Source organism: Mesorhizobium sp. WSM4840 (assembly GCF_055811755.1).
The window spans coordinates 41618-64532 of sequence record NZ_JBVVQD010000024.1; the positions used below are offsets into that span (position 1 = coordinate 41618).

At 62.0% G+C, this 22915-nt stretch carries 25 protein-coding genes and 1 pseudogene; 12 read left to right on the forward strand and 14 right to left on the reverse strand.

The genetic code is table 11. The features are described 5' to 3' along the window. The first annotated feature begins 75 nt into the window (after positions 1-75). Together AC0L3I_RS26525 and hutC are read left to right on the forward strand one after the other, a co-directional pair. Positions 76-1428 carry a formimidoylglutamate deiminase gene (locus tag AC0L3I_RS26525; RefSeq protein ID WP_473487769.1) on the forward strand — a complete coding sequence of 451 codons (1353 nt, stop codon included), beginning with the start codon at positions 76-78 and terminating at the stop codon, positions 1426-1428. Beyond that, entirely contained in the window at positions 1425-2171 is a 747-nt protein-coding gene (gene hutC, locus AC0L3I_RS26530) for a histidine utilization repressor (RefSeq protein WP_473528795.1), read from the forward strand. The genes AC0L3I_RS26525 and hutC overlap by 4 nt, the downstream gene beginning before the upstream one ends. A 180-nt stretch (positions 2172-2351) precedes the next feature. Here the strand turns inward: hutC and AC0L3I_RS26535 are convergent, their stop codons facing one another. Further along, positions 2352-2696, reverse strand: a complete 345-nt coding sequence (locus AC0L3I_RS26535) for a RidA family protein (protein WP_095496140.1) — start codon at positions 2694-2696, stop codon at positions 2352-2354. Between the two features lie 222 nt (positions 2697-2918). Here AC0L3I_RS26535 and aztA point away from each other — a divergent pair, with 222 nt between their 5' ends. From aztA to AC0L3I_RS26555, 4 genes are all read left to right on the forward strand, one after another. Further along, the gene (aztA, locus tag AC0L3I_RS26540; RefSeq protein WP_473487772.1) at positions 2919-3725 is read left to right on the forward strand and encodes a zinc ABC transporter ATP-binding protein AztA; all 807 of its coding nucleotides are present in this window, start codon (positions 2919-2921) and stop codon (positions 3723-3725) included. Further along, complete coding sequence (gene aztB / locus AC0L3I_RS26545) at positions 3725-4600, forward strand: zinc ABC transporter permease AztB (protein ID WP_473487790.1); 876 nt, start codon at positions 3725-3727, stop codon at positions 4598-4600. Before aztA ends, aztB begins: the two co-directional genes overlap by 1 nt. 22 nt (positions 4601-4622) lie before the next feature. Next, positions 4623-5543, forward strand: a complete 921-nt coding sequence (gene aztC, locus AC0L3I_RS26550) for a zinc ABC transporter substrate-binding protein AztC (RefSeq protein WP_473528796.1) — start codon at positions 4623-4625, stop codon at positions 5541-5543. Between the two features lie 225 nt (positions 5544-5768). Next, positions 5769-6107, forward strand: a complete 339-nt coding sequence (locus tag AC0L3I_RS26555) for a protein tyrosine phosphatase family protein (protein WP_473528797.1) — start codon at positions 5769-5771, stop codon at positions 6105-6107. 1 nt (position 6108) lies between these two features. Here AC0L3I_RS26555 and AC0L3I_RS26560 read toward each other — a convergent pair whose 3' ends face one another. Continuing rightward, the gene (locus AC0L3I_RS26560) at positions 6109-6576 is read right to left on the reverse strand and encodes an Lrp/AsnC family transcriptional regulator (protein WP_473528798.1); all 468 of its coding nucleotides are present in this window, start codon (positions 6574-6576) and stop codon (positions 6109-6111) included. Between the two features lie 141 nt (positions 6577-6717). Here AC0L3I_RS26560 and hppD point away from each other — a divergent pair, with 141 nt between their 5' ends. Both hppD and AC0L3I_RS26570 read left to right on the forward strand, forming a co-directional pair. After that, the gene (hppD, locus tag AC0L3I_RS26565) at positions 6718-7830 is read left to right on the forward strand and encodes a 4-hydroxyphenylpyruvate dioxygenase (protein ID WP_473528799.1); all 1113 of its coding nucleotides are present in this window, start codon (positions 6718-6720) and stop codon (positions 7828-7830) included. Between the two features lie 126 nt (positions 7831-7956). Beyond that, positions 7957-8106, forward strand: coding sequence for a type II toxin-antitoxin system Phd/YefM family antitoxin (locus AC0L3I_RS26570; RefSeq protein WP_473528800.1), 150 nt, complete (start codon positions 7957-7959; stop codon positions 8104-8106). A gap of 66 nt (positions 8107-8172) precedes the next feature. Here AC0L3I_RS26570 and AC0L3I_RS26575 read toward each other — a convergent pair whose 3' ends face one another. The 6 genes from AC0L3I_RS26575 to hmgA all read right to left on the reverse strand — a co-directional run bounded on the left by AC0L3I_RS26575 (position 8173) and on the right by hmgA (position 12974). Beyond that, positions 8173-8484 carry a BrnA antitoxin family protein gene (locus AC0L3I_RS26575; protein WP_473528801.1) on the reverse strand — a complete coding sequence of 104 codons (312 nt, stop codon included), beginning with the start codon at positions 8482-8484 and terminating at the stop codon, positions 8173-8175. Continuing rightward, positions 8435-8728 (reverse strand): BrnT family toxin, encoded by a 294-nt coding sequence (locus AC0L3I_RS26580; protein ID WP_473528802.1) that lies wholly within the window; start codon positions 8726-8728, stop codon positions 8435-8437. The genes AC0L3I_RS26575 and AC0L3I_RS26580 overlap by 50 nt, the downstream gene beginning before the upstream one ends. 51 nt (positions 8729-8779) lie before the next feature. Then, on the reverse strand, positions 8780-9328 hold the full coding sequence (locus AC0L3I_RS26585) for a DinB family protein (RefSeq protein WP_473487779.1): 549 nt from the start codon (positions 9326-9328) through the stop codon (positions 8780-8782). Between the two features lie 344 nt (positions 9329-9672). Beyond that, positions 9673-10686 (reverse strand): fumarylacetoacetate hydrolase family protein, encoded by a 1014-nt coding sequence (locus AC0L3I_RS26590; protein WP_473528803.1) that lies wholly within the window; start codon positions 10684-10686, stop codon positions 9673-9675. Between the two features lie 87 nt (positions 10687-10773). After that, positions 10774-11664, reverse strand: coding sequence for an MBL fold metallo-hydrolase (locus AC0L3I_RS26595; protein WP_473528804.1), 891 nt, complete (start codon positions 11662-11664; stop codon positions 10774-10776). Then, positions 11661-12974 carry a homogentisate 1,2-dioxygenase gene (gene hmgA, locus AC0L3I_RS26600; RefSeq protein WP_473528805.1) on the reverse strand — a complete coding sequence of 438 codons (1314 nt, stop codon included), beginning with the start codon at positions 12972-12974 and terminating at the stop codon, positions 11661-11663. The genes AC0L3I_RS26595 and hmgA overlap by 4 nt, the downstream gene beginning before the upstream one ends. A 137-nt stretch (positions 12975-13111) precedes the next feature. Between hmgA and AC0L3I_RS26605 the strand changes: the two genes are divergently transcribed. After that, positions 13112-13555 carry a MarR family winged helix-turn-helix transcriptional regulator gene (locus AC0L3I_RS26605; RefSeq protein ID WP_473528806.1) on the forward strand — a complete coding sequence of 148 codons (444 nt, stop codon included), beginning with the start codon at positions 13112-13114 and terminating at the stop codon, positions 13553-13555. Here AC0L3I_RS26605 and AC0L3I_RS26610 read toward each other — a convergent pair. The 3 genes from AC0L3I_RS26610 to AC0L3I_RS26620 are packed head-to-tail and all read right to left on the reverse strand — an operon-like array spanning position 13552 to position 16485. Then, positions 13552-14175: a DUF4304 domain-containing protein gene (locus AC0L3I_RS26610; protein ID WP_473528807.1), complete on the reverse strand. Its 624-nt coding sequence runs from the start codon at positions 14173-14175 to the stop codon at positions 13552-13554. The genes AC0L3I_RS26605 and AC0L3I_RS26610 overlap by 4 nt on opposite strands. 35 nt (positions 14176-14210) lie before the next feature. Further along, positions 14211-15245, reverse strand: a complete 1035-nt coding sequence (gene tdh / locus AC0L3I_RS26615; RefSeq protein WP_473528808.1) for an L-threonine 3-dehydrogenase — start codon at positions 15243-15245, stop codon at positions 14211-14213. A 52-nt stretch (positions 15246-15297) separates the two neighbouring features. Then, positions 15298-16485: a glycine C-acetyltransferase gene (locus AC0L3I_RS26620; RefSeq protein WP_473528845.1), complete on the reverse strand. Its 1188-nt coding sequence runs from the start codon at positions 16483-16485 to the stop codon at positions 15298-15300. A gap of 279 nt (positions 16486-16764) precedes the next feature. Here AC0L3I_RS26620 and AC0L3I_RS26625 point away from each other — a divergent pair, with 279 nt between their 5' ends. Continuing rightward, entirely contained in the window at positions 16765-18837 is a 2073-nt protein-coding gene (locus AC0L3I_RS26625; protein ID WP_473528809.1) for a putative bifunctional diguanylate cyclase/phosphodiesterase, read from the forward strand. Between the two features lie 54 nt (positions 18838-18891). Here AC0L3I_RS26625 and AC0L3I_RS26630 read toward each other — a convergent pair. Both AC0L3I_RS26630 and AC0L3I_RS26635 read right to left on the reverse strand, forming a co-directional pair. Continuing rightward, positions 18892-19119: pseudogene (locus tag AC0L3I_RS26630) on the reverse strand (PIN domain-containing protein); the annotation flags it as partial. A gap of 39 nt (positions 19120-19158) precedes the next feature. Then, complete coding sequence (locus tag AC0L3I_RS26635) at positions 19159-19584, reverse strand: MarR family winged helix-turn-helix transcriptional regulator (RefSeq protein ID WP_473528810.1); 426 nt, start codon at positions 19582-19584, stop codon at positions 19159-19161. A gap of 29 nt (positions 19585-19613) precedes the next feature. Between AC0L3I_RS26635 and AC0L3I_RS26640 the strand changes: the two genes are divergently transcribed. Beyond that, positions 19614-20108 (forward strand): hypothetical protein, encoded by a 495-nt coding sequence (locus AC0L3I_RS26640; RefSeq protein ID WP_473528811.1) that lies wholly within the window; start codon positions 19614-19616, stop codon positions 20106-20108. Positions 20109-20257: 149 nt separating this feature from the next. Here the strand turns inward: AC0L3I_RS26640 and AC0L3I_RS26645 are convergent, their stop codons facing one another. Next, positions 20258-22303 carry an oxidoreductase gene (locus AC0L3I_RS26645; protein ID WP_473528812.1) on the reverse strand — a complete coding sequence of 682 codons (2046 nt, stop codon included), beginning with the start codon at positions 22301-22303 and terminating at the stop codon, positions 20258-20260. A 125-nt stretch (positions 22304-22428) separates the two neighbouring features. Between AC0L3I_RS26645 and queF the strand changes: the two genes are divergently transcribed. Further along, entirely contained in the window at positions 22429-22890 is a 462-nt protein-coding gene (gene queF, locus AC0L3I_RS26650) for a preQ(1) synthase (protein ID WP_123151602.1), read from the forward strand. Positions 22891-22915 lie beyond the last annotated feature (25 nt).

The following is a 22915-nucleotide window of genomic DNA, read 5'->3' on the forward strand; positions in this document are numbered from 1 at the left end:
GATTATGTATATACATATTGAAACACACTGCAAGTGATATCATTGCACGGGACACAGGGAATAGGAGAGAAAAACGTGACGGCGATCTTTGCGGAACAGGCGCTTCTGCCCGACGGCTGGCATTCCAATGCCCGGATCGTCGTCAGTGAAGGCCGCATCGCTACTGTCGAGCCGAACACTGCATCCCAGCCCGGCGACGAACGCCATGCCATCCTCCTGCCAGGCATGCCGAACCTGCACAGCCACGCCTTCCAGCGCGGCATGGCCGGCCTTGCCGAGCTGCGCGGCCCTTCCGCCGACAGTTTCTGGAGCTGGCGCGAGGTGATGTACCGATTTGCGCTGTCGATGACGCCGGACCAGGTCGAGGCGGTTGCCGCGCAGCTCTATGTCGAGATGCTGGAGGCTGGATTCTCACGCGTCGGCGAGTTTCACTATCTGCATCACGACCGCGACGGCCAGCCCTACGCCAACATCGCCGAAATGGCCGAACGCATCACTGCCGCAGCTGCCGACACCGGCATTGGGCTGACGCTGCTGCCGGTCTTCTATGCGCATTCCACTTTCGGCGGCGCCGCGCCGAACGAAGGCCAGCGGCGATTCATCAACGATGTGAATCGGTTCTCGCGGCTTATTGAGGAATGCCGCGAATCCGTTCGCACCTTGAATCAAGGCGTCGTTGGCGTCGCCCCACACAGTCTGCGCGCGGTGACACCGGAGGAGTTGGAAAACATCGCGACAATGGTACCGGGCGGACCGGTCCACATCCATATCGCCGAGCAAGTGAAGGAGGTCGAGGACTGCCTTGCCTGGTCCGGGGTGCGGCCGGTCGAATGGCTGCTCGCCAATGCCAAGGTCGATGACCGCTGGTGCCTGATCCACGCCACCCACATGACCGAGACCGAGACGGCGGCCATGGCGAAAAGCGGAGCAGTCGCCGGCCTCTGCCCGATCACCGAGGCCAATCTCGGCGACGGCACCTTTGCCGCACCTTTGTTCAAGCAACATGGCGGCCGCCTCGGCGTCGGCTCCGATTCCAACGTGCTGATCGGCCTGCCGGACGAATTGCGGCAGCTCGAATATTCGCAGCGCCTCGCCCACCGCGCCCGCAACGTGCTGGCGGTGGCGGGCAGTTCGACCGGCCGCGCGCTATTCGATGCAGCGCTCGACGGCGGCAGTGCGGCGCTTGGCGCCGGGCCCTCGCAGATCGCCGCTGGTGCCTCAGCCGATTTCGTGTCGCTCGATGGCAAGCATCCCTCGCTGGCAAGCAAGACGGGCGATGCGGTGCTCGATGCCTGGATCTTCGCCAACGGCGCCAATATCGATTGCGTCTGGGTGCATGGCAAGAAACTGGTCAGCGGCGGCAGGCATGCAAGGCGCGATGCCATTGCCGAGCGTTTTCGCAAAGTGATGACGGCGCTTTCGGGATGAGCATGACTGAGGCATTGGATGCGGACCTCGGCGAATCTCTCTCGCTGCATCAGCGCATCCTGTCCGACATCAGCGAGCGGATCCTGTCCGGCGCCTGGGCGCCTGGCCACCGCATCCCGTTCGAGCACGAACTGACGGCCGAGTACAAATGTTCGCGCATGACGGTGAACAAGGCGCTGTCGCAGCTTGCCAAAGCCGGGCTGATCGAGCGCCGCCGCCGCTCGGGCAGCTTTGTCCGGCGGCCGCAGTCGCAAGCCGCGGTGCTGGAAATCCACGACATCAGGATCGAGGTCGAGGCGCTCGGTCTGCTCTATCGCTACGAGCGTGTGGCGCGCCACAAAAGGCGCAGCAACGCCGAGGATCGCGCCTTGCTGGAACTCGACTCCAACGGACCGGTGCTGGCGCTGGAATGCCGGCATTTCGCCGGCAAGCGGCCGTTCGCCCACGAACAGCGGCTGATCAACCTGGCCGCCGTGGCCGAGGCCGCCAACGAGGAGTTTCATGCCATAGCGCCCGGCCCGTGGCTGATCGCCCGGGTGCCGTGGAGTGCCGCCGAGCACCGCATCCGCGCTGTTGCCGCCGACGGACACATTGCCGCCGCACTCGATATCGAGGCCGGCGCACCGTGCCTGGTGGTCGAGCGGCGGACATGGAGCGCCGAGCACCCCGTCACCCATGTCCGTTTCACCTATGCGGCCGAGAACCACACGCTGGTCGCGCGGTTCACGCCCTCGCAGGGGTAAACCTCCCCCTCGAGGCCCCTCGAGGGGAGGAGGGTCGGCGAGCAGTCGGAGCGAAGCAGAGACTGCGAGACGGGGTGGGGTCGGCGAGGTTGCACGGACCCCACCCCGCTTCGCAAAATGCCGCCCTGCGGCATTTGCTCCGCGACCCTCCCCTCAAGGGGGAGGGTTAAGAGCCGCATCTCAGATGGCAGCGGTAACGATGATCTCGACCAGATATTCCGGCCCGGCAAGCTTGGCCTCGCCGGTGGCGCGGGCCGGGGTATGGCCCTGCGGCACCCACTTGTCCCACTCCGCGTTCATCTCTGCAAAGGTGCTCATGTCGGCCAGCCAGATGATCGCCTGCAGGATCTTGGTCTTGTCCGTTCCGGCCTTGGCCAGCAATTCGTCGATGGCCGCCAGAATGTCCCTCGTCTGGGCGCCGACGTTTCCGCCCGGCTCGCCGACCTGACCGGCCAGATAGACGGTATTGCCGTGGATGACGATCTGGCTCATGCGCGGGCCAACATCGATGCGACGAATGCTCATGGGATGTTTCCTTCTATTGTCGGTTGCGCCTCTTTAGAGTCGCCGTCTGCCGGGGGCAAGGTCGACTGAGTGAATCCTCTTGAGCCAGCAGGGCATGGGGCCAAACAGGACACGGCAAATGGTTTAGTCGCCGCAATTCCGCCCGATTGACTTGTTGACTAATGTAATAACATCACATATCCAATCGCCGCCGCCGTACCAGTCGTGCCACCGGATCGTCACATGACCAAAACCTGCCTGACCTTCAGCGACCTGACGCTGGGCTACAACAGCCATCCGGCAATCCATCATCTCGACGGCACGATCCACCGGGGATCGCTGACCGCCGTCGTCGGCGCCAACGGCTCGGGCAAGTCGACCCTGATGAAGGGTATCGTCGGCGTGTTGAAGCCGATGGCCGGAACGGTTGTCCGGGCGCCCGGCGTGCGCGCCGCCTATCTGCCGCAACAGTCGGAGCTCGACCGCTCCTTTCCGGCCAGGGTCGTCGATCTGGTTTCGCTCGGGCTGTGGCCACGCCGCGGGCTGCTCGGCCGCTACACCAGGGAAGATCGCGAGTCGGTCAGCCAGGCGCTGATGGCCGTCGGCCTCGGCGGCTTCGAGAAGCGCCCGATCGACACGCTGTCGGGCGGCCAGCTGCAGCGCACGCTGTTTGCCCGCGTGCTGCTGCAGGATGCCGATCTCATCCTGCTCGACGAGCCGTTCAACGCCGTCGACACCAAGACCGTCGGCGACCTGATCGCACTGATCAAGCGCTGGCATGGTGAGGAGCGCACCATCATGGTCGTAGTCCACGATCTGGATCTGGTGCGCCAGAATTTCCCCGAAACGCTGCTGCTGGCGCGCCAGCCGATCGCCTGGGGCGAGACAAAGGAAACGCTGCGGCCGGAAAACCTGTTGCGCGCGCGCCGCTTCCACGAAGCCTGGGAGGAGAACGCGCCCTGGTGCGAGCCCGACGACCACAAGCATGGTGGTCACGCTCACGACCATGGGCACGACCATCATCACGGCTCCGGGCCGCGGGCAGCATGATGGAAACGCTCTACGGTCTTCTCATCGCTCCGTTCGCCGATTTCGCCTTCATGCAGCGGGCGCTTGCCGGGTCGCTGATGCTGTCGCTCGGCGCCTGCCCCGTCGGCGTCTTCCTGATGCTGCGGCGCATGAGCCTTTCCGGCGACGCCATGGCCCACGCCATCCTGCCGGGTGCTGCCGCCGGTTTCCTGTTCTATGGGCTGGAGATCCTGCCGATGACCATCGGCGGGTTGATTGCCGGCATCATCGTCGCGCTTGGCGCCGGCGCCGTCTCGCGTTTCACCATCCAGCGCGAGGACGCCTCGATGGCGGCCTTCTACCTGATTTCGCTGGCCATCGGTGTGCTGATGGTATCGATCCGCGGCTCCAGCGTCGATCTCATGCATGTGCTGTTCGGCACCGTGCTGGCGCTCAACAATGAAGCGCTGACGCTGATCGGCGGCATCGTGCTGGTCACGCTGGTCAACCTCGCCATTTTTTGGCGGGCGCTGGTCGCCGAATGTCTCGATCCGCTGTTCCTGCGTTCGGTCAGCCGGCTGGGCAGCCCGGTGCATTTCATCTTCCTCGGCCTCGTCGTGCTCAACCTTGTCGGCGGCTTCCAGGCGCTCGGCACGCTGCTATCCGTCGGGCTGATGATGCTGCCTGCGGCCGCCGCCCGCTTCTGGACCATGCGCGTCGAGCCGATGTGCGTGCTGGCGGTGCTGATCGGCTTTGCCTCCTGCGTCGCCGGGCTGCTGTTGTCCTACCACGTGTCGCTGCCATCCGGCCCGGCGATCATCCTGTCTGCGGGCGTCGTCTATCTTGCCTCGATCCTGTTCGGCACGCGCGGCATCCTGCGCGCCCGTATTATCCATCACCGCCACAGAACCGCCTGATCCCAACAGAGGTGACCTTTCCATGCTGAAATCGATCCGCACCGCCTTGGCAATGAGCGTTATAACATTAAGCGCCTTTGGCGCATCATCGGCCCTCGCGGAGCCGTTGAAAGTGGTCGCCAGCTTCACGGTCATTGCCGATTTTGCCAAAAATGTCGGCGGCGACCGGATCGATCTGACCACCATCGTCGGGCCGGACGGCGATGCCCACGTCTACGAGCCGAGTCCGGCCGACGCGGTGGCCATGGCGGGTGCGGATGTGGTGCTGGTCAACGGCCTGCATTTCGAAGGCTTTCTGCAGCGCCTGGTCGACGCCAGCGCCACCAACGCGACAATCGCCGTTCTGACCAAAGGCGTCACGCCGATCAACTTCAAACCCGAATTCGCCGATGCCGACGCCGCTGAAGGCGAAGATACCGATCCGCATGCCTTCCAATCGGTCGCCAATGCCAGGATCTACGTGAAGAACATCGCCGACGCCTTCTGCACCGCCGACGCCGAGGGTTGCGACACCTATAAGGCCAATGCCGCCGCATACACCGAGAAGCTCGACGCGCTCGAGGGTGAAGTGCAGATGGCGATCCAGTCGATCCCGCAAGAGAAACGCGTCGTCATCACCTCGCATGACGCGTTCGGCTATTTCGAGAAGGCCTATGGCCTCATCTTCCTGGCCCCCGAAGGGGTGTCGACCGAGTCGGAGCCGTCCGCTGCGGACGTCGCAAAGCTGGTCAGCCAAGTTAAGCAGGACAAGGCGGCGGCGGTCTTCGTCGAGAACATCGCCAACGCGCGGCTGATCGAGCAGATCGCCAGCGAGACCGGGGTCAAGGTGGGCGGCACGCTCTATTCAGACGCGCTGTCGCAGCCCGACGGCCCGGCCTCGACCTATATCGACCTGATGCACAACAACATCGCCCAGATCAAAGGCGCGATACTCGGAGGGTGAGACGCCGACCACTTGGTCGGCTTGCGCACGTGTAGGCAACAAACTGCTACAGCGTCCTTTGTGGATCCAAGGACGCGCGGTGCTGTAGTAGCCCGGCTGGATTTCCCGCATGAGAATGTCTATCTGCGCAGCGGGATTTCTTTCTGGGCGGATTGCCGTCCAGCCCTGGGAGTGGCAAGACTCCGCCCCTGGCCAGCAGGCATCGAACATTGCGAGGACGCCATCATGGAATATCGTCAGATCAGCGAGGACTATTCGGTCTCGGGCCAGATTCAGCCCGAAGAGATCGCCGCCATCAAGGCCGCCGGCTTCAAGAGCGTCATCTGCAACAGGCCGGATGACGAGCAGCCCGGCCAGCCATCAGCGGACAGTGTCAAGGCAGCGGTCGAAGCTGCCGGGCTCGCTTTCCGCTACATCCCGGTCATCAGCGGCCAGATCACGGCCGAGAATGTCGGGGACCAGGCCGAGGCGCTCGACGAGCTCGAAGGCCCGATCTTCGCCTATTGCCGTTCCGGCGCACGCTGCACCAATCTTTACGGGCTGATCCGGCAGTCGAAGGGCTAATTTAGATCGGCAGCGCGCCGGTTTCCTTCAGCGTTTCGAGTACGATCGCCGTCTTCACATGCTGCACGGACTCGTGCGGCAGAAGCACGCCGTTGACGAATTCCGACAGCGACTTCAGGTCCGGCGTAACCACCTTCATTATATAGTCCATCTCGCCGGTTAGCGCGTGCGCCTCCTGCACTTCCGGCAGCCGCGCCACCAGTTCGCCGAAGCGCTGCGCATTGTCGCGGTTGTGGGTGGCCAGCGTCACCGAGATGACGTTGACCAGCGAGAAGCCAAGCTTGTCGCGGTCGAGCACCGCGCGATAACCCCTGATGTAGCCGTCCTCCTCCAGCCTTTGGCGGCGGCGCGAACATTGCGACGCCGACAGGTTCACCCGTTCCGACAAATCGTTGTTGGTCAGCCGTGCGTCGCCCTGCAATAGAGCCATTATCTTGCGGTCAAACTGGTCGATGCGCGCATCATCCATAGAATCTTCTCCATACGTGCACAGTTCGCGCATCACTCGATCATTTAAAGCGTTTGAATGCAAGCACCATGCGCCCGTTCCGCGCTATGATTATGCGGAAATGGCCCTTTCCGGCCACAGCGCTTTTTGGAGGACAACACCATGGGCCCCTTCCCACACGACGCACCGCCCGCAAAGATCAGCAAGGCCAATCCCGCCGGCACCGACGGCTTCGAATTCGTCGAGTTCGCGCATCCCGAACCGGAAAAGCTCGCCGAGCTTTTTACCCGCATGGGCTATGTGCCGGTAGCCAAGCACCGCACCAAGGACATCACCGTCTGGCGGCAGGGCGACATCAACTATGTCGTCAATGCCGAACCCGGCTCGCATGCGATGAAATTCGTCGACAAGCACGGCCCCTGCGCTTCCTCCATGGCCTGGCGGGTCGTCGATGCCAAGCATGCGTTCGACCATGCCGTCGCCAAGGGCGCGACGCCCTATGAAGGCAAAGATAAAACGCTCGACGTGCCGGCAATCGTCGGCATCGGCGGTTCACTGCTCTATTTCATCGATACTTATGGGGAAAAGGGCTCGGCCTACGATGCCGAGTTCGACTGGCTGGGCGCGCGCGACCCGAAGCCGGAAGGCGTCGGCTTCTATTATCTCGACCACCTCACCCACAATGTCTACCGCGGCAACATGGACAAATGGTGGGATTTCTATCGCGACCTGTTCGGCTTCAAGCAGATCCATTTCTTCGATATCGACGGCAAGATCACCGGCCTGGTCAGCCGCGCCATTACCTCGCCCTGCGGCAAGATCCGCATCCCGCTCAACGAGTCCAAGGACGAGACCAGCCAGATCGCCGAATATTTGAAGAAATATAATGGCGAAGGCATCCAGCACATCGCCGTCGGTACGGACGAGATCTACGGCGCTACCGACAGGCTGGCCGCCAACGGGCTAAAGTTCATGCCGGGCCCGCCGGAAACCTATTATGACATGTCCCATGCCCGCGTGCACGGCCATGACGAGCCGATCGAGCGCATGAAAAAGCACGGCATCCTGATCGATGGCGAAGGCGTGATTGACGGCGGCACGACCAAGATCCTGCTGCAAATCTTTTCAAAAACCGTGATCGGCCCGATCTTCTTCGAATTCATCCAGAGGAAGGGCGACGAAGGTTTTGGCGAGGGCAATTTCCGCGCTCTGTTCGAATCGATAGAGCAGGACCAGATCAAGCGCGGCATGCTGAAGGTGCAGGCGGCGGAATAGGCAGCGGCCTAACCTCTTGCGGTTGGATCAGTTGTTGCTCAGATTCTAGCCATGAATATTTCTGTCGCCGAGGCCAAGGCCAAATTGTCGGAACTCGTTAGGCGTGCGGAAGCCGGTTAGGAGATCGTGCTCACGCGCTGCGGCAAAGTCACGGCTCGCCTCGTGCCGCCAGCATCGCCCGACCTCCTGCCTCGCATTGGCGCCTTGAAAGGCAAGATCCGCATCGGTGACGACTTTGACGAACTCAGCCCTGAATGGGGCGACTACGACAAATGATGGACACGTGCGCCAATCAGTGACGTCGCACCGGTAAGTGGAGGAGCAAGCTCCAAGCGCCGAAGTTTACTTGGTGAGGCCGGCGGCTTTGCGAAGAATGTCGTTGATCCGGCTCTGCCAGCCGGGTCCGCCGGCACGAAAGCGTGCAACCACGTCACTATCGAGCCGAAGCGTCACCTGCTTCTTCGGATTGTCGAGCGCCGGCCGCCCGCGCGAACGGCGAATGCTTTCGGCGAGGTCCGGAAAAACTTCAGCGAAGGGACGTGCGTTTCGAAAATCCTCCTCTGTCCATTCCGGATTGTCCGAAACGGCATCCCAATCTTCCTTGCTATAGCCGCGCCCCGGTTCGAACTTTGTCTGCAACATACGTTTTGTCATCGAACAACCTTCTTTCAGCCGGGCTGGCCGGACGCATCGAAATTATCGAGATGCCCTCGGAGCCGAGCCGGGCAAACACCACGGCAACGACACCATCGACGATCCGGCCAATTGCGATGAGGCGACCAGCTTTTGCCGTCCGGATTGTCGAGGCAAGAAAAAACTCGTCATCCAGCGCGGCAAAATCCAACCCGTGTTTCTCGATGTTGGCCAACCGTTTCGGTTCGTCCCAGACGATCTTCATCCGAAATTTATGTACCTACAATAATTAAGTCAAGAATTTTCGTAACTACAATTAATTGCCGCCATTAATTGCCAACCTCTCGACCTCGGCTTTCCTGAGTTGCAGATCATAGTCGAGGAAGAATTCGTCGAGTTGCGGCGGTTTCACCGACGTACCGGACAGCATGGCGTGCACTTGGCCGCGATGATGGATGTCGTGGATGAAGAGGTGGGCGAGCAGGTCGCCGATCCGCTCCGGTATGTTTCCGTCCTCGCGCCGGTCAGTGACGACACGGCGGTCTAGATCGGCCGCCGACAGACCGTCGCAGAAGGCGATCAGCCCCCGGTCGGCCGCGACCTGGGCGGCAAACAGCGCTGGTGGTTCATCGAACGGCACGAAATCGTCATGGGCCGCGGCGCCAACGCCACCCTGCTCGAGAAAATCGAGATAGAGATGATCGACAGCCAGAATGTGATTGAGCGTGGCCTTGATCGAGGGAAAGAAGCTGGTTCGCTCGGCTTCGAATTCACCGGGCTCAAGCTGTAGCACGGCGCGGTAGAGCCGGTCGTTCGACCAGAGATTGTTGCGTGCCATGCGGCGATTATGGTCCAGCAGGTCCACGTCACATACTCGCCCAACCAGCCCAGGCAATCAAATTCACAGCAATACCGATAGCACCTATGGCTAGCAGATGAGCGATCATGCCACGCCGCAGCGCTTGCGTTTCAACATCGCTTCCAACGTCCCGGTTCAAAGCGACGTAAATAAGCTTCGCCCGACGCGCAACGCTGCTGAAGTTGCGGAGTCTTTCAGATCGGTCCTCAACCTGATGGCAAAGTCGGATTGCCGAAATTAGAAGCCAGGCAGTAGCGATGCCGCAAATTCCCACAAACCAGAGATAAGTAGCAGTGTACGGCATCCTGATCCTGCCAGCGTTTCGGAACGACGCTAGATATAGAATTGCTTCAAATTGCGTATTTCTCGACCTTCTGCTCGATCGCACCAAAAATCGAATGTCCGGTCCTGTCCTTCATCTCGATGCGTACCGTGTCGCCAAAGCGCAGGAACGGCGTTGTCGGTTCGCCGGCCTCGATCGTTTCGATCATGCGCAGTTCGGCAACGCAGGAATAGCCGGCGCCGCCCGCCGAGGCAGGCTTGCCCGGACCGCCGTCGAGCTTGTTGGAGACCGTCCCCGAACCGATGATGGCGCCGGCGGCCAGCGGCCGGGTTTTTGCGGCATGCGCGATCAGCACCGGAAAATCGAAAGTCATGTCCACGCCGGCGTTAGCCCGGCCGAACGGCTTGCCGTTGAGGTCGACCAGCAGCGGCAGGCTGACCTTGCCGCCATCCCAGGCATCGCCGAGTTCGTCCGGCGTTACCGCGACCGGCGAAAAGGCCGAGGACGGTTTCGACTGGAAGAAGCCAAAACCCTTGGCAAGCTCTGGCGCGGTAAGGGAACGCAGCGTGACGTCATTGACCAGCATGACCAGCCGGATCGCGGCCCGCGTCTCATCTAGGCTTGCTCCCATCGGGACATCATCGACAATGACGGCGACCTCCCCTTCCATGTCTATGCCGAAAGCCTCGTCGGCCGCCCGGATCGGATCACGTGGCGCGATGAAACTGTCCGAACCACCCTGATAAATCAGCGGATCGGTCCAGAAGCTTGCCGGCATCTCGGCGCCGCGCGCCTTCCGGACCAGTTCGACATGGTTCACATAGGCCGAGCCGTCCGCCCATTGATAGGCGCGCGGCAACGGCGAATGGGCGTCATGCTCGTGAAAGCGCGCTGACGGCACCGCATTGTTCTCCAGCGATTCCGCCATGGCGGCGAGATGCGGCGCGATCCGGCTCCAGTCGTCGAGTGCCGCTTGCAGCGTCGGCACCAGAAACGAGGCATCGGTAAAGCGCGTCAGGTCGCGCGAGACGACGACCAACTTTCCGTCGCGCGACCCGTCCTTCAATGTGGCAAGCTTCATGCGGTTTCCTCTCCTGGTGCGGCTTTGGTGCCGCTTTGAATTTTTGTTCTGCGCCTGATCTCTTCCGAAAACCGGTTCTCACTTTCGCTAGCGGTCCGGTTCGGGATCATGCTCCAGTCCCACAACAAGGCCGTCGCGGGCGATCGTCAAGTCACCGGCCCATGTTTTCCTGACGGCGGCGATCCAGTCGGCCTCGTCGATCTCGGGATCGTCGGCCGGAATGAGGTGGTTGAGCACCAGTCGCCCGACCCCAGCGTCGGTGGCGATGCGCCCCGCCTCCCCGGCAAGACTGTGGCTGGCGAGCAGATGTTCCCTCAGCCGCGCGCCGTTGCCGGTCTTCGCAACGAGCCGCTCGATACCCTCCTCCAGCATGGCCTCATGGACGAGGATGTCGGCGCCTTTGGCAAAATCGGCCAATGGCGGAAAGAACGTCGTATCGGCAGAGAATACGACGCTTTGTCCGGCGTGCTCGAAGCGCAGCGCAAAGCAGTCGGTCACCGGCGGATGGTCGACGCGCAGCGCCGAAACCTTCAGGCCGCGCTGATCCGTCACCCCGCCTTCGCCGAATTCGATGATCGAAACCATATCTCCGATATCAGGCCGGCCCTCGTCGGCGATGCGTATCTCGATGTCGAATTCCATCGCCTGGCAAAAGCGCTGCCAGTAATGGCCAGTGCCGGGCGGGCCGAACACAGCGACCGGTGTCGCCAGACCCGCCGTCCATGCGGTGTGGATCAGCGGACCGAGTTCCAGCACATGGTCGGAATGCAGATGCGTGATGAAGACCAGATCGAGCGCCTTCAGGCTGATGCCGCCGTCGGCCAGCCCGCGCGTCACGCCAAGCCCGCAATCGACGAGGATGTTGCGACCGCCGATCTCCAGCAGCGACGAACTTGGCCACGGCCCGCTCGGCCGGAGCGCCGGGCCGCCCTTCGAGCCCAGCAGCACCAGCCGATCCCGCGTAGGATCAGCGCTCAAGACCAGTCGCCCTCGGGCGTGCCGTTGAAGCGCTTCTTCAGATCGGCCCAGCAGTCGATGTAATTCTCCTGCCGGGTTTCAACTTCGGCGGCGTAGCGGGTCAGCATCTGCGGGAATCGCGTCTCGAACATGAAGGCCATGGTGTTGTCGAGCTTGACCGGTTTCAGCTCGGCGCGCGAGGCCTTTTCGAAGCCAGACGCGTCAGGCCCGTGGGCCAGCATCAGATTGTGCAGGCTGATGCCGCCCGGAACGAAGCCCTCCTCCTTGGCGTCGTACTGGCCGTGGATCAGGCCCATGAACTCGCTCATGATGTTGCGGTGGTACCAGGGCGGACGGAACGTGTTTTCGGCCACCAGCCAGCGCGGCGGGAAGATGACGAAGTCGATGTTGGCGGTGCCCTCCTCGCCGCTCGGCGCGGTCAGCACCGTGAAGATCGACGGATCGGGATGGTCGAACAGGATCGCCCCGACCGGCGAAAACGTTGCAAGATCATATTTATAGGGCGAATAATTGCCGTGCCACGCCACCACGTCCAGCGGCGAATGGTCGAGTTCGGCGACATGAAACTGGCCGCACCATTTCACGATCAGCCGGCAAGGCGTCTCCTTGTCCTCGAACCAGGCGCAAGGCGTCTTGAAATCGCGCGGATTGGCCAGGCAATTGGCGCCGATCGGGCCACGATCCGGCAGCGTCAGCTTGGCGCCGTAATTCTCGCAGACATAGCCGCGCACTGTCTCATCGACCAGTTCGACCTTGAACACGAGGCCGCGCGGCAGCACCGCGATCTCGCCGGGTCGCAATTCGATGACGCCCATTTCGGTAACGAAGCGCAGCGCCCCCACCTGCGGCACGACCAGCAACTCGCCGTCGGCGTTGAAGAAATGGTCGTCGACCATCGAGCGGTTGGCGACATAGACATGCGCCGCCATGCCGGTCTGGCCAAGCACGTCGCCGGCGGTGGTGATCGAGCGCATGCCGGCAATGAAGTCGGTCGGCTCCTTCGGCATCGGCACCGGATTCCAGCGATATTGGCCGAGGGCCAGTTCGTGATCGCTAACATTCGGCGCGCTCTTCCACAGCGGATAGTTCGCCGCCTTGAAGCGGCCGGTGTGCCTGACGCTCGGCCTGATGCGATAGAGCCAGGAACGCTCGTTGGTGCCGCGCGGCGCGGTGAAGGGCGAGCCCGAAAGCTGCTCGGCATAAAGACCGTAGGCTGGCCGCTGCGGTGAGTTCCGCCCTTGCGGCAGCGAACCGGGCAAGGTTTCAGTTTCGAAGTCGTTGCCGAACCCCGGCATGTAGGAAAAGGCCATGGTTTCCTCCCTGGATACTGACAGAGTGCTCTTCTCGCCTCCAATGGCTGCGGCACTCAGGCGTTGACGTAATTGGTTTCATTTGTAACCATCGAAAATGTAACTATCAACGGCAGCAACTGCCGGGATACTAAGCCATGGACATCCTGAAACTGGAAAGCTTCCTGCCCTACCGGCTCTACCGTCTCGCCGATGCCGTCAGCCGCGAATTCTCGAGGGTCTACAAGGACCGTCACGGCCTCACGCGCCCGGAATGGCGCACGCTGGCCGGGCTCGGCCAGAACGGCACGATGACCGCGACGGAACTTGGCGAGCAATCCGCCATGCACAAGACCAAGGTCTCGCGCGCCGTCGCCGAGCTCGAACGGCGGCGGTGGCTGACCAGAGCGCCCGACGAAAACGACCGCCGCCTCGAACATCTGGCGCTGACCAGAGCTGGCCTTGCCGCCTATCGCGAAATGGTGCCGCTGGCGAAAGCCTTCGAGCGGGACTTGCTGGGAAAGCTGAATGCCAGCGAGCGCGCAGCAATCACGAACGGACTGAATGCACTCGAAATAAACTTCGCCTTGGGCAAGGGTTAAATAGCTATAGTGGTCGGTAGTGCGCCCAACCCGAAGTAAGTGCGTTCGGTCTCAATCATGCGCCTTATTTGGCGTCGAAACGCAACCGGGTCGTCGACGTGAGCCAAGACCGAGTGCGCTCGCGAAGCAGCGGGCTCCCGTACGCTCCCCAGCATCAGTCTTGCCGTGCCTTGATCCCCAGCCAAAGCCGCCGCAACACCGGCATGGAAAGGAGCCCACACGCCGTGGTCGCCCAATTTCAATTCGTTCACCAGGACCGTGGCAGTTGCAGCTACAGAAGGGAACGTCGATCGATAAATCTGGTCAATTTCGGCTGCCGTCCTGGCCATTTGACTTGCCAAGGGGAGAAACTGCTCAGGACTTTCAAACTTGGCAAACGAGCCAACGCGCTCAACGCGATCGAAGGTCAATGTGCTCGGTAGTGAACCCCAAAGCCAGTGAACCGCTAAGTTCAGATAAGAGCCTTTTGACCATGAGCTGGGTTGGAACTCGACAACACTTAGCCAGAAGCCACGATCGGCAATCCATGTTCGCGACTGACCCTTCCGCCGAAATCCAGCGGGTTGCAATGCGATCTTTGCCTGCGAAGCAATGATACGTCCGTGCTCGTTTTCCGCCATCTCGGCCCCCCAATGTGAAGACAAATGGGCTGGCGCTACCAGTCCATCACCACCTTGCCGGAATTGCCGCTCTTCATCGCTTCGAAGCCCGAAATATAGTCGTCAATGCCGATGCGGTGGGTGATCAGGCCGCTGACATCGAGCGGGCCCTGCACCAGCGCGATCATCTTGTACCAGGTCTCGAACATCTCGCGGCCATAGATGCCCTTGAGATGCAGCATCTTGAAGATGACCTTGTTCCAGTCGATCTCGAAGCCGGTCGGCGCGATGCCTAGAATGGCAATCTTGCCGCCATTGTTCATGGCGTCGATCATGTCGCGGAAGGCGGGTGCCGCACCCGACATTTCGAGGCCGACGTCAAAACCTTCGGTCATGCCGAGCGCCGGCATGATATCGCGCAGTTTTTCCTTCGACGCGTCGACCACATGCTGGACGCCGAGCTTTTTCGCCAGCGCCAGCCGCACCGGGTTGATGTCGGTGATGACCACTTTTCGCGCGCCGACGCATTGGGCGACGAGCGCAGCCATGATGCCGATCGGCCCGGCGCCGGTGACCAGCACGTCCTCGCCGACCAGATCAAAGGACAGCGCGGTGTGAACCGCATTGCCGAGGGGATCGAAGATTGCGGCGATCTCGTCGGGCACATCGTCGGGGATCGGCACGACATTGTGCTGCGGGATCGCCAGATATTCGCCGAAGGCGCCCGGCCGGTTGACGCCGACGCCGAGCGTGTTGCGGCACAGATGTCCCCTGCCCGCCCGGCAGTTGCGGCAGTGGCCGCAGACGATGTGGCCTTCGCCCGACACACGCTGGCCGATCTTGTATTCGGTGACCGCCGCACCGAAATCGGCGACAGTGCCGACGAATTCGTGGCCGGTCACCATCGGCACCGGCACGGTCTTCTGCGCCCACTGATCCCAATTGTAGATGTGGACGTCGGTACCGCAGATCGCGGTCTTCTTGATCTTGATCAGAACGTCGTTGGGGCCGATTTCCGGCACTGGCACTTCTTCCATCCAGATGCCCGGCTCGGCCTTGGCCTTGACCAGCGCCTTCATCATGTTCGACATTCTTTTGTCCCTTGAATCTCTTGATCCGGAACCGCTTTTGGCTTCCGGCCGTTCAGGAAATCACACCGAGTTCGCGCCCGACCGCGCCGAACGCCTCGACTGCGCGGTCGATGTCGGCACTGGAATGGGCGGCCGACATTTGCGTGCGGATGCGCGCCTGGCCCCTAGGCACCACCGGAAACGAGAAGCCGATGACATAGATGCCGCACTTCAGCATGCGCGCCGCCATCTCCTGCGCCAGTGTCGCATCGCCCAGCATGACCGGGATGATCGGATGATCGGCGCCGGCAAGCGTAAAGCCGAGCTTACCCATTTCAGACCGGAAGCGCGCCGCATTGGCATAGAGACGCTGACGCAGCGCATCGCCATTGCCGATCAGTTCGAAAACCCGGATCGAGGCGCCGGCGATCGCCGGCATCAGCGTGTTGGAAAACAGATAGGGACGCGAGCGCTGGCGCAACCAGTCGACCACCTGGCTCTTGGCCGATGTGTAGCCGCCCGATGCGCCGCCCAATGCCTTGCCAAGCGTGCCGGTGATGATGTCCACCCTGCCCTCGACGCCACAATGCTCGGCCGAGCCGCGGCCGTTCTTGCCAACGAAGCCGACTGCATGGCTGTCATCCACCATCACCATTGCATCGTACTTCTCGGCGAGATCGCAGACGCCCTTCAGATTGGCTATGATGCCGTCCATGGAAAATACACCATCGGTGGCGATTAGCCGAAAACGGCAATTCATTGCCTCCTTCAGCCGTGCTTCCAGATCGGCCATGTCATTGTTGGCATAGCGGAAGCGCTTCGCCTTCGATAGCCGAACACCGTCGATGATCGAAGCGTGGTTCAGCGCGTCGGAGATGACCGCATCCTCCTCACCGAGCAGCGTCTCGAACAGGCCGCCATTGGCATCGAAGCAGGAGCCGTAGAGGATCGTATCCTCCATGCCGAGGAAGCCAGAAATCGTCGCCTCGAGCTGCTTGTGCTCTTCCTGCGTGCCGCAGATGAAACGCACCGACGCCATGCCGTACCCGTATCGGTCAAGCGCCTGCTTGGCCGCGTCGCGCAATTCGGCGCTGTCTGCGAGCCCGAGATAGTTGTTGGCGCAGAAATTCAGCACCTTTTCGCCGCCCACCTCGATCTCTGCCGACTGCGTCGAGGTGATCACCCGCTCGGATTTGTAGAGGCCGGCCGATTTCAGCCCTTGAAGTTCGCTGTCGATATGGGAGAGGAATGCCGCGCTCATGATCAGGCCCTGTTGAGATTTGAATGGACTGTCGCCCCGCGCGGGCGAAAAATCCACCGCAAAAGCGACCGCTTCGGTGACGCGACGGCCGTTGGCCAGAATGACGCCAAATGGCGGATATTCAAATGCAGCTGCGGCGCGAAAGAACGCGATAACCATTTCGCGAGCTTTCCACCGCTGTCGCTATCGCAGCTCTGTCGACTTCCGGAGCTGTTAACACTTTCAAGCCAATGGTTCTCACACCTAACAATCTGTCGGCGAGAGGGACCGCCCCAGAAAATGTCGCAGCAACCGGCGCAATCCATTTCGGGCAGGCTCATACTGTTGATCAAGGCCGGCTATTGGCTGGCGCTGCTGATCATTGCAGCCATGGTGATGGCCTCCTTCATCCTTCTCCAGCAGATGATGGCTGCCCAGCGGCACGACGATACGCTGCTCGATATTGTCGGCATGCAAAAGACGCTGTCGCAACGCATTGTCTTCCTTGCAAACGCTGCAGGTGCTGCTTCGCGCAACCAACAACCGGCTCTGGTCACCGCATTCAAACAGGCCACGGCGGAGTTCGAGAGGAACTACGACCTTCTGCTCGAGCGGGTCGTCGCCGACCCGACGTCACCGGCAAGGTTCGATCCAAAGTCAGTCGAGAGCGTGCTTTTCGCCAAGCCGTTTCATCTCGATTACTTCTCGGTCGGGCTTATCGCCAACGGCCAACGCCTGGTTTCGGCGTTCGAATCACGACTCGGTATGGCCGATAATGGCGGCTACAAGGGCGGCGGCGAACGCGTCAACCTCGACGCTTCCATCGCCAATGCAACCCTGTCGGGCTATGCGGCACTCGGCCAGCGCATCAGCGCCCATGCCGATGCGCGATCGGAAACACTTCTCGATCTCCATCGAACGCTGTTCTACACCACCATCGGCGTCATCGTGCTGGTGGCACTTTTCATCTTCAGGCCGATGTCGAACGCCATTCTGCGCAAGACGCATGAACTGATCGATGCCCGCAATTCCATGGCCTTCATCGCCGTGCATGACGGCCTTACCGGCCTGCACAACCGCACCTTCCTGACCGACCATTTCGATACGCTGATCAAGGGGGCACAGCGCCGGCGAGAGCGGCTTGCGGCGGTCCACCTCGACCTCGACCGGTTCAAGCAGATCAACGACACGCTTGGCCACGCCGCCGGCGACTATGTGCTGGTGGTGACGGCGCAGCGCATGCGCGATTCCTGCCGGGCTTCGGATCTCTGCGTGCGTCTCGGCAGTGATGAGTTCGTAATGATCCTCAATGGTGCCGGCGGCACCGAGGACATCAACATGGTCGCCAGGCGCGTTCTGACGCAGATCAACGAACCGATCGTCTTTCGGGGCACGACCATCCTTCCGGGCGCCAGCGCCGGCGTCGCCGTCTATCCGGTCGACGCCGACAATGCGCAAGATCTGCTCGTCCATGCCGACCTCGCGCTCCACTCCGCCAAAAAGCAGAGTGGCGGCAGCCTCTCATTCTTCTCCGAGGAGTTGCGGCATGAACTCGATTTCCGCAAGCAGCTCGAGCATGACATTAGGATCGCGATCGCGGAGAAGGCGTTCCAGGTCTATTTCCAGCCGCAGGTTTCGTTGTCGAACGGTACCATCGGCGGCATCGAGGCGCTGGTTCGCTGGAGACATGCCGAGCGCGGCATGATCGCACCGGGCGAGTTCATTCCCGTCGCCGAAAAATGCGGACTCATGCCGGAGATCGGCCGCATCGTCATCGCCAAGGCAATCAGCGAGGCGGCCGAGTGGAACCGCGCCGGTGTTGCCTTTGGACGGCTCGCCGTCAACGTGTCCGGCTCCGAACTGCGTGAGCCCGATTTCGACGCCTTCCTGTTCGGCGTGCTGGAAAAAACTGGGCTGCCGCCACAGAAACTTTCGCTGGAAATCGTCGAATCCGTCATTCTCGACGACGAGAAGACCGGCATCGCGGCAAAGCTACGGCACATCCGCGCCGCCGGTGTTCATCTCGAACTCGACGATTTCGGCACCGGCTACGCGTCGCTCAGCCACGTCAACCCGAACGAGATCGACCGGCTGAAGATCGATCGCCGCTTCGTCCAGAACATCAATGAGAACGACGACAACACCAAGATCGTGCGGGCCATCACCGAACTCGCCCGCGGCCTCGGCATCTCGATCGTCGCCGAGGGCGCCGAAACCGAGGCCGAGCTCGATTCGCTGATGGCGATCGGCTGCGACCAGGTGCAGGGCTATTCCATCGCCTTCCCGATGCCGCAGGACACGGCACGCGAATGGCTGGTCGCGCGGGCGCCGAAGAAAGCCAGGCTAACGCTGCTGCGGGGAAGCCGGGCGTAAGGCGCCAACCTTGACATGCCGCTTCGGAAATGGCGGCCTGACGGGTAAGTCCGGCTAAGGTGCCGCCGACTGTCGCAATGGCGGCAAATTCTTCAGCGGATTGAGCATCGGCACCCCGAGCGGTGCAAAATGACGCTCGTTGTCCGTCAGTATCGTCAAACCGTGGACCTCGCCCGTAGCGGCGATCGCTATGTCTTCGAACCCTGGCCGATGCGCCCTTGCCTGATCACGGATGGACCCGGCGGCATGTGCGGCGCGCAAATCGAAGGGAAGAACCCTCTTTCCTTGGGCCACTGAAACAATGCGTTCGGCAGTTTGGGATCAATCGACATTCGCCCGCAGCGCCGCCAGGACTTCCGCGAACTCCGCCAGCCTCTCGTCGGACAACCCGGTCCGCAGCCGCTTGTCGAAGGCGAGTGCTGCCGTGCGCAATTTCAGGAACAGCGCCTCTCCCACTTCGGTCAGCTCGACCTGATGGACCCGGCGGTTTTCCGGATCGCGGCGCCGGGTCAGCAGGCCTTGCGTCTCCATCGCGTTCAGATGGTGGGTCAGCGTCGCGCCTTGGATTCCGATCATGCCGGCGAGCTCGCGCTGGTTGGCCAGTTCGCGCGACTTGATCGACATCAGAGTGACCCAGACCGGCAGCGTGCCGCCAGCCTCGACCAAGGCGGAGTCGAAGGCCTGTGCGACAAGCTTTGCGGTGCGGGCGAGATTCATCCCGACTGGCGGGCGGTCAAAAAGCGTCATGATCCGACACTAGAGCAAGGGAAAGGCCGATGGAACTGGCCCTTGACTTTACATTGACATCTAATCATTCGATATCTAATCCTATGGAAAGCGGTGGGAAAGGAGAAAATGCGGCCATGCAATATGTCTACATCGTCGTCCTCGGCCTTCACGTCATGGCCGGTGTGTTCTGGGCTGGAACGACCATCGCGGTCGCCCGCGATCCGGAGATTCGGATCGAACGGTTTTTCCGGCCGCAAATGGGTGCGGCCGGCATGGTTTTCCTGACCGGCGCTCTGCTCTGGCATTTCTTCCACAGCGGCTATTTCGGTTCGATGGAAATCATTCTGGCCCTGGGTATCGCGACGGCGCTGGTTGCCGCCGGTATTCAGGGCGCGCTGGTCGGCTCTGCCAGCAGGCGGCTTGCCGGCACTGACGCGGCGACGGAAATGCAGTTGCGCGCGAAAATGACAAGGGGCGAACGCATCGCTGGTGGGCTGCTGGTCATCACCATACTTTGTATGGCTACCGCCAGGATGTTCTGAGTGGGGCCTGCCGCAATCACGGTTCAAGAGATCGTACGGTGTCTGGCGGCAAGCCGACAGCGTGCGCGGCGCGCAGATCGGACCGACGTGCCTGATGGCTCTCCGTGCGGAGGTTCGGCTGCGCGCCACCAATCAATCCGAAGTGATCTTCAGATCCGCAATCCGAACCTGATGCCGTCATAGACTGCTGCGTGGATGTTGCGAGAGGCTACCGCATCGCCGATGCGGAAAAGCACGAAACCGCCTTGCGGATTGCGCGCCGGAAAAATGTCGCCGCCATTGACCAGCCGCTCGTAATCGACCGCGCCGCCGTTCTTCGACAGCGGTTTCAGTGCGAGATAGAGATCATCGAGCGGCAGCGTGCCGTGCTCGACCACCACCTGATCGACCCGCCGCTCGCCGCGCCAGCCGTCAGCGAAGTCGGAGCTGAGCTCCGCAACCAGTTGATTGCCCTCGCGCCGCACCGAACGCAGCCGCGTGTTGATGGTGATGGTGACGCCCTTTTCCTGGAAGGCGCGCATATAGGGCACGTGGTTCATGCCGCCCATTTCCGGGGCGAAGAAGCGTTCGGGCGAAACCAGCTCAAGCTTTGCACCGCTATTGGCGATCAATTCGGCCGCACCCATGCCCTGATGGCCGCCATTGTCGTCATAGAGCAGCACGTGTTCGGCCGGCTTGATGCTGCCGGCCATGATCTCCCAGCTCGAAGTGACGAGATTGTCGCCCGCCACCAGCGGCGGGTTCTGCGGCAGGCCGCCGGTGGCGACAACCACCACGTCGGGCGACAGCGCCAGAACATCGTCCTTCTCCGCCCAGATGTCATAGCGGATATCGACGCCGAGCCGGCCGAGTTCGGCCAGCCGCCAGTCGATAATGCCGATCAACTCCTTGCGGCGCGGGTTTTGCGTCGCCAGCCGCACCTGCCCGCCGGCCTGGCTCGACGCTTCCAGCACCGTCACCTTGTGACCGCGCTCGGCCGCGACACGCGCCGCCTCCAGACCGCCGGCCCCAGCGCCGACAACGACCACGTTTCGCTTCGGTCCCTCGGTTCTCGAGATGATGTGCGGAATATCAGCCTCGCGGCCGGTTGCCGCATTGTGGATGCACAGCGCCTCGCCGCCCTCATAGATGCGGTCGAGGCAGTAAGTGGCGCCGACGCAAGGGCGGATTTCGTGCTCGCGGCCCTCCATCACCTTCCGGATGATATGCGGATCGGCCATGTGGGCGCGGGTCATGCCGACCATGTCGAGCTTGCCGGTGGCGATGGCGTGACGCGCGGTGGCGACATCGGCAATCCGCGCCGCATGGAAGGTCGGGAATTTCGTCGCCGCCCTCACCTCGCCGGCGAAGTCGAGATGCGGCGACGAGCGCATGCCGGTCACCGGGATGACCTTGGTCAGCGCGGCATCGGTTTCGATCGAGCCGCGGATGATGTTGAGGAAGTCGACCTTGCCGGAGCCGGCCAGCCTCCTGGCGATCTCCACGCCTTCCTGTTTCGAAAGGCCTTTTTCGAAATCCTCGTCGGCGACCATGCGAATACCGACGACGAACTTTTGGCCGACCGCCGCCCGCACCGCATCGAGCACCATGCCGGTGAAGCGCAAGCGGTTGTCGAGCGTGCCGCCGAAATCGTCGTCGCGCTGGTTGGTGGCCGGCGACCAGAAACCGTCCATCAGGTGGCCATAGGCCTCGAACTCGATGCCGTCGAGGCCGGCGGCCTGGCAGCGCTGGGCGGCGGCGGCATAGTCGGCGACGATGCGCTCGATGTCCCAGTCCTCGATCGTCTTCGGGAAGGCGCGATGCGCCGGTTCGCGCACCGGCGACGCGGACAGCACCGGCAGCCAGTCGGCCTTGTTCCAGCCAGTGCGGCGGCCGAGATGGGTGATCTGGATCATCACCTTGCAGTCATGCTCGTGGCAGGCATCGGCGAGTTCGGTGAGCCAGGGCACGATGCGGTCGTCATAGACATGCAGATTGCCGAATGCGGCCGGGCTGTCGCGCGAGACGATCGCCGAGCCGGCTGTCATGGTCAGCGCCATGCCGCCTTTGGCCTTTTCGGCGTGGTAGAGCCGGTAGCGCTCCTTCGGCATGCCGTCCTCGGAATAGGCCGGCTCGTGACTGGTCGACATGACCCGGTTCTTCAGCGTCAAATGTTTGAGCTGATAGGGCTGGAGAAGCGGATCGTTAGTGGTCATCGTCTTCCTGTTTCAAATTGTGCTAATGAGCGGCAAATTTTTGTTTTGCGCATGTCGTATCCCAAAACCGCGCGGGTCAGGCCCGTGGGCAGGCTTTTGGGCGACATGCAGTAAGGAACCCGCCCATGACCGATACGAAAAACCTTACCCAGCTCGGCACCAACGTCGAGGCGCCACAGAGCCCTGAAGCGGCAGTCCTGGAAACCGTGCCGTTTTCGCGCGGCGACGGGCCGCCGGCCATCGTTCGCTTCACCTGCCCGGAATTCACCTCGCTCTGTCCGGTCACCGGCCAGCCGGACTTCGCCCATATCGTAATCGACTATGCACCCGACACGCTGCTGGTGGAATCGAAGTCGCTGAAGCTGTTCATGACCTCGTTTCGCAACCATGGCGCCTTCCATGAAGAGTGCACCGTCATGATCGGCCGCCGCATCATCGCCGCGACCAAACCACTGTGGTTGCGCATAGGCGGCTATTGGTATCCGCGCGGCGGCATTCCGATCGACGTGTTCTGGCAGACCGGCGCGCCGCCGGAAGGCGCATGGCTGCCCGACACCGGTGTTGCGCCCTATCGCGGGCGCGGGTGAGCCTGAGTTTCTAAGGAACGCACGT

Coding starts and splice junctions, on each gene's coding strand:
- aztC (WP_473528796.1), top strand. CDS start 4,623: ATGCTGAAATCGATCCGCACCGCCTTGGCAATGAGCGTTATAACATTA.
- AC0L3I_RS26625 (WP_473528809.1), top strand. CDS start 16,765: ATGTCGCAGCAACCGGCGCAATCCATTTCGGGCAGGCTCATACTGTTG.
- AC0L3I_RS26575 (WP_473528801.1), bottom strand. CDS start 8,484: ATGACAAAACGTATGTTGCAGACAAAGTTCGAACCGGGGCGCGGCTAT.
- hppD (WP_473528799.1), top strand. CDS start 6,718: ATGGGCCCCTTCCCACACGACGCACCGCCCGCAAAGATCAGCAAGGCC.
- hutC (WP_473528795.1), top strand. CDS start 1,425: ATGAGCATGACTGAGGCATTGGATGCGGACCTCGGCGAATCTCTCTCG.
- AC0L3I_RS26610 (WP_473528807.1), bottom strand. CDS start 14,175: ATGGCGGAAAACGAGCACGGACGTATCATTGCTTCGCAGGCAAAGATC.
- AC0L3I_RS26640 (WP_473528811.1), top strand. CDS start 19,614: ATGGAACTGGCCCTTGACTTTACATTGACATCTAATCATTCGATATCT.
- AC0L3I_RS26535 (WP_095496140.1), bottom strand. CDS start 2,696: ATGAGCATTCGTCGCATCGATGTTGGCCCGCGCATGAGCCAGATCGTC.
- AC0L3I_RS26605 (WP_473528806.1), top strand. CDS start 13,112: ATGGACATCCTGAAACTGGAAAGCTTCCTGCCCTACCGGCTCTACCGT.
- AC0L3I_RS26560 (WP_473528798.1), bottom strand. CDS start 6,576: ATGGATGATGCGCGCATCGACCAGTTTGACCGCAAGATAATGGCTCTA.
- queF (WP_123151602.1), top strand. CDS start 22,429: ATGACCGATACGAAAAACCTTACCCAGCTCGGCACCAACGTCGAGGCG.
- AC0L3I_RS26590 (WP_473528803.1), bottom strand. CDS start 10,686: ATGAAGCTTGCCACATTGAAGGACGGGTCGCGCGACGGAAAGTTGGTC.
- AC0L3I_RS26580 (WP_473528802.1), bottom strand. CDS start 8,728: ATGAAGATCGTCTGGGACGAACCGAAACGGTTGGCCAACATCGAGAAA.
- AC0L3I_RS26645 (WP_473528812.1), bottom strand. CDS start 22,303: ATGACCACTAACGATCCGCTTCTCCAGCCCTATCAGCTCAAACATTTG.
- AC0L3I_RS26555 (WP_473528797.1), top strand. CDS start 5,769: ATGGAATATCGTCAGATCAGCGAGGACTATTCGGTCTCGGGCCAGATT.
- tdh (WP_473528808.1), bottom strand. CDS start 15,245: ATGTCGAACATGATGAAGGCGCTGGTCAAGGCCAAGGCCGAGCCGGGC.
- aztB (WP_473487790.1), top strand. CDS start 3,725: ATGGAAACGCTCTACGGTCTTCTCATCGCTCCGTTCGCCGATTTCGCC.
- AC0L3I_RS26620 (WP_473528845.1), bottom strand. CDS start 16,485: ATGAGCGCGGCATTCCTCTCCCATATCGACAGCGAACTTCAAGGGCTG.
- aztA (WP_473487772.1), top strand. CDS start 2,919: ATGACCAAAACCTGCCTGACCTTCAGCGACCTGACGCTGGGCTACAAC.
- AC0L3I_RS26635 (WP_473528810.1), bottom strand. CDS start 19,584: ATGACGCTTTTTGACCGCCCGCCAGTCGGGATGAATCTCGCCCGCACC.
- hmgA (WP_473528805.1), bottom strand. CDS start 12,974: ATGGCCTTTTCCTACATGCCGGGGTTCGGCAACGACTTCGAAACTGAA.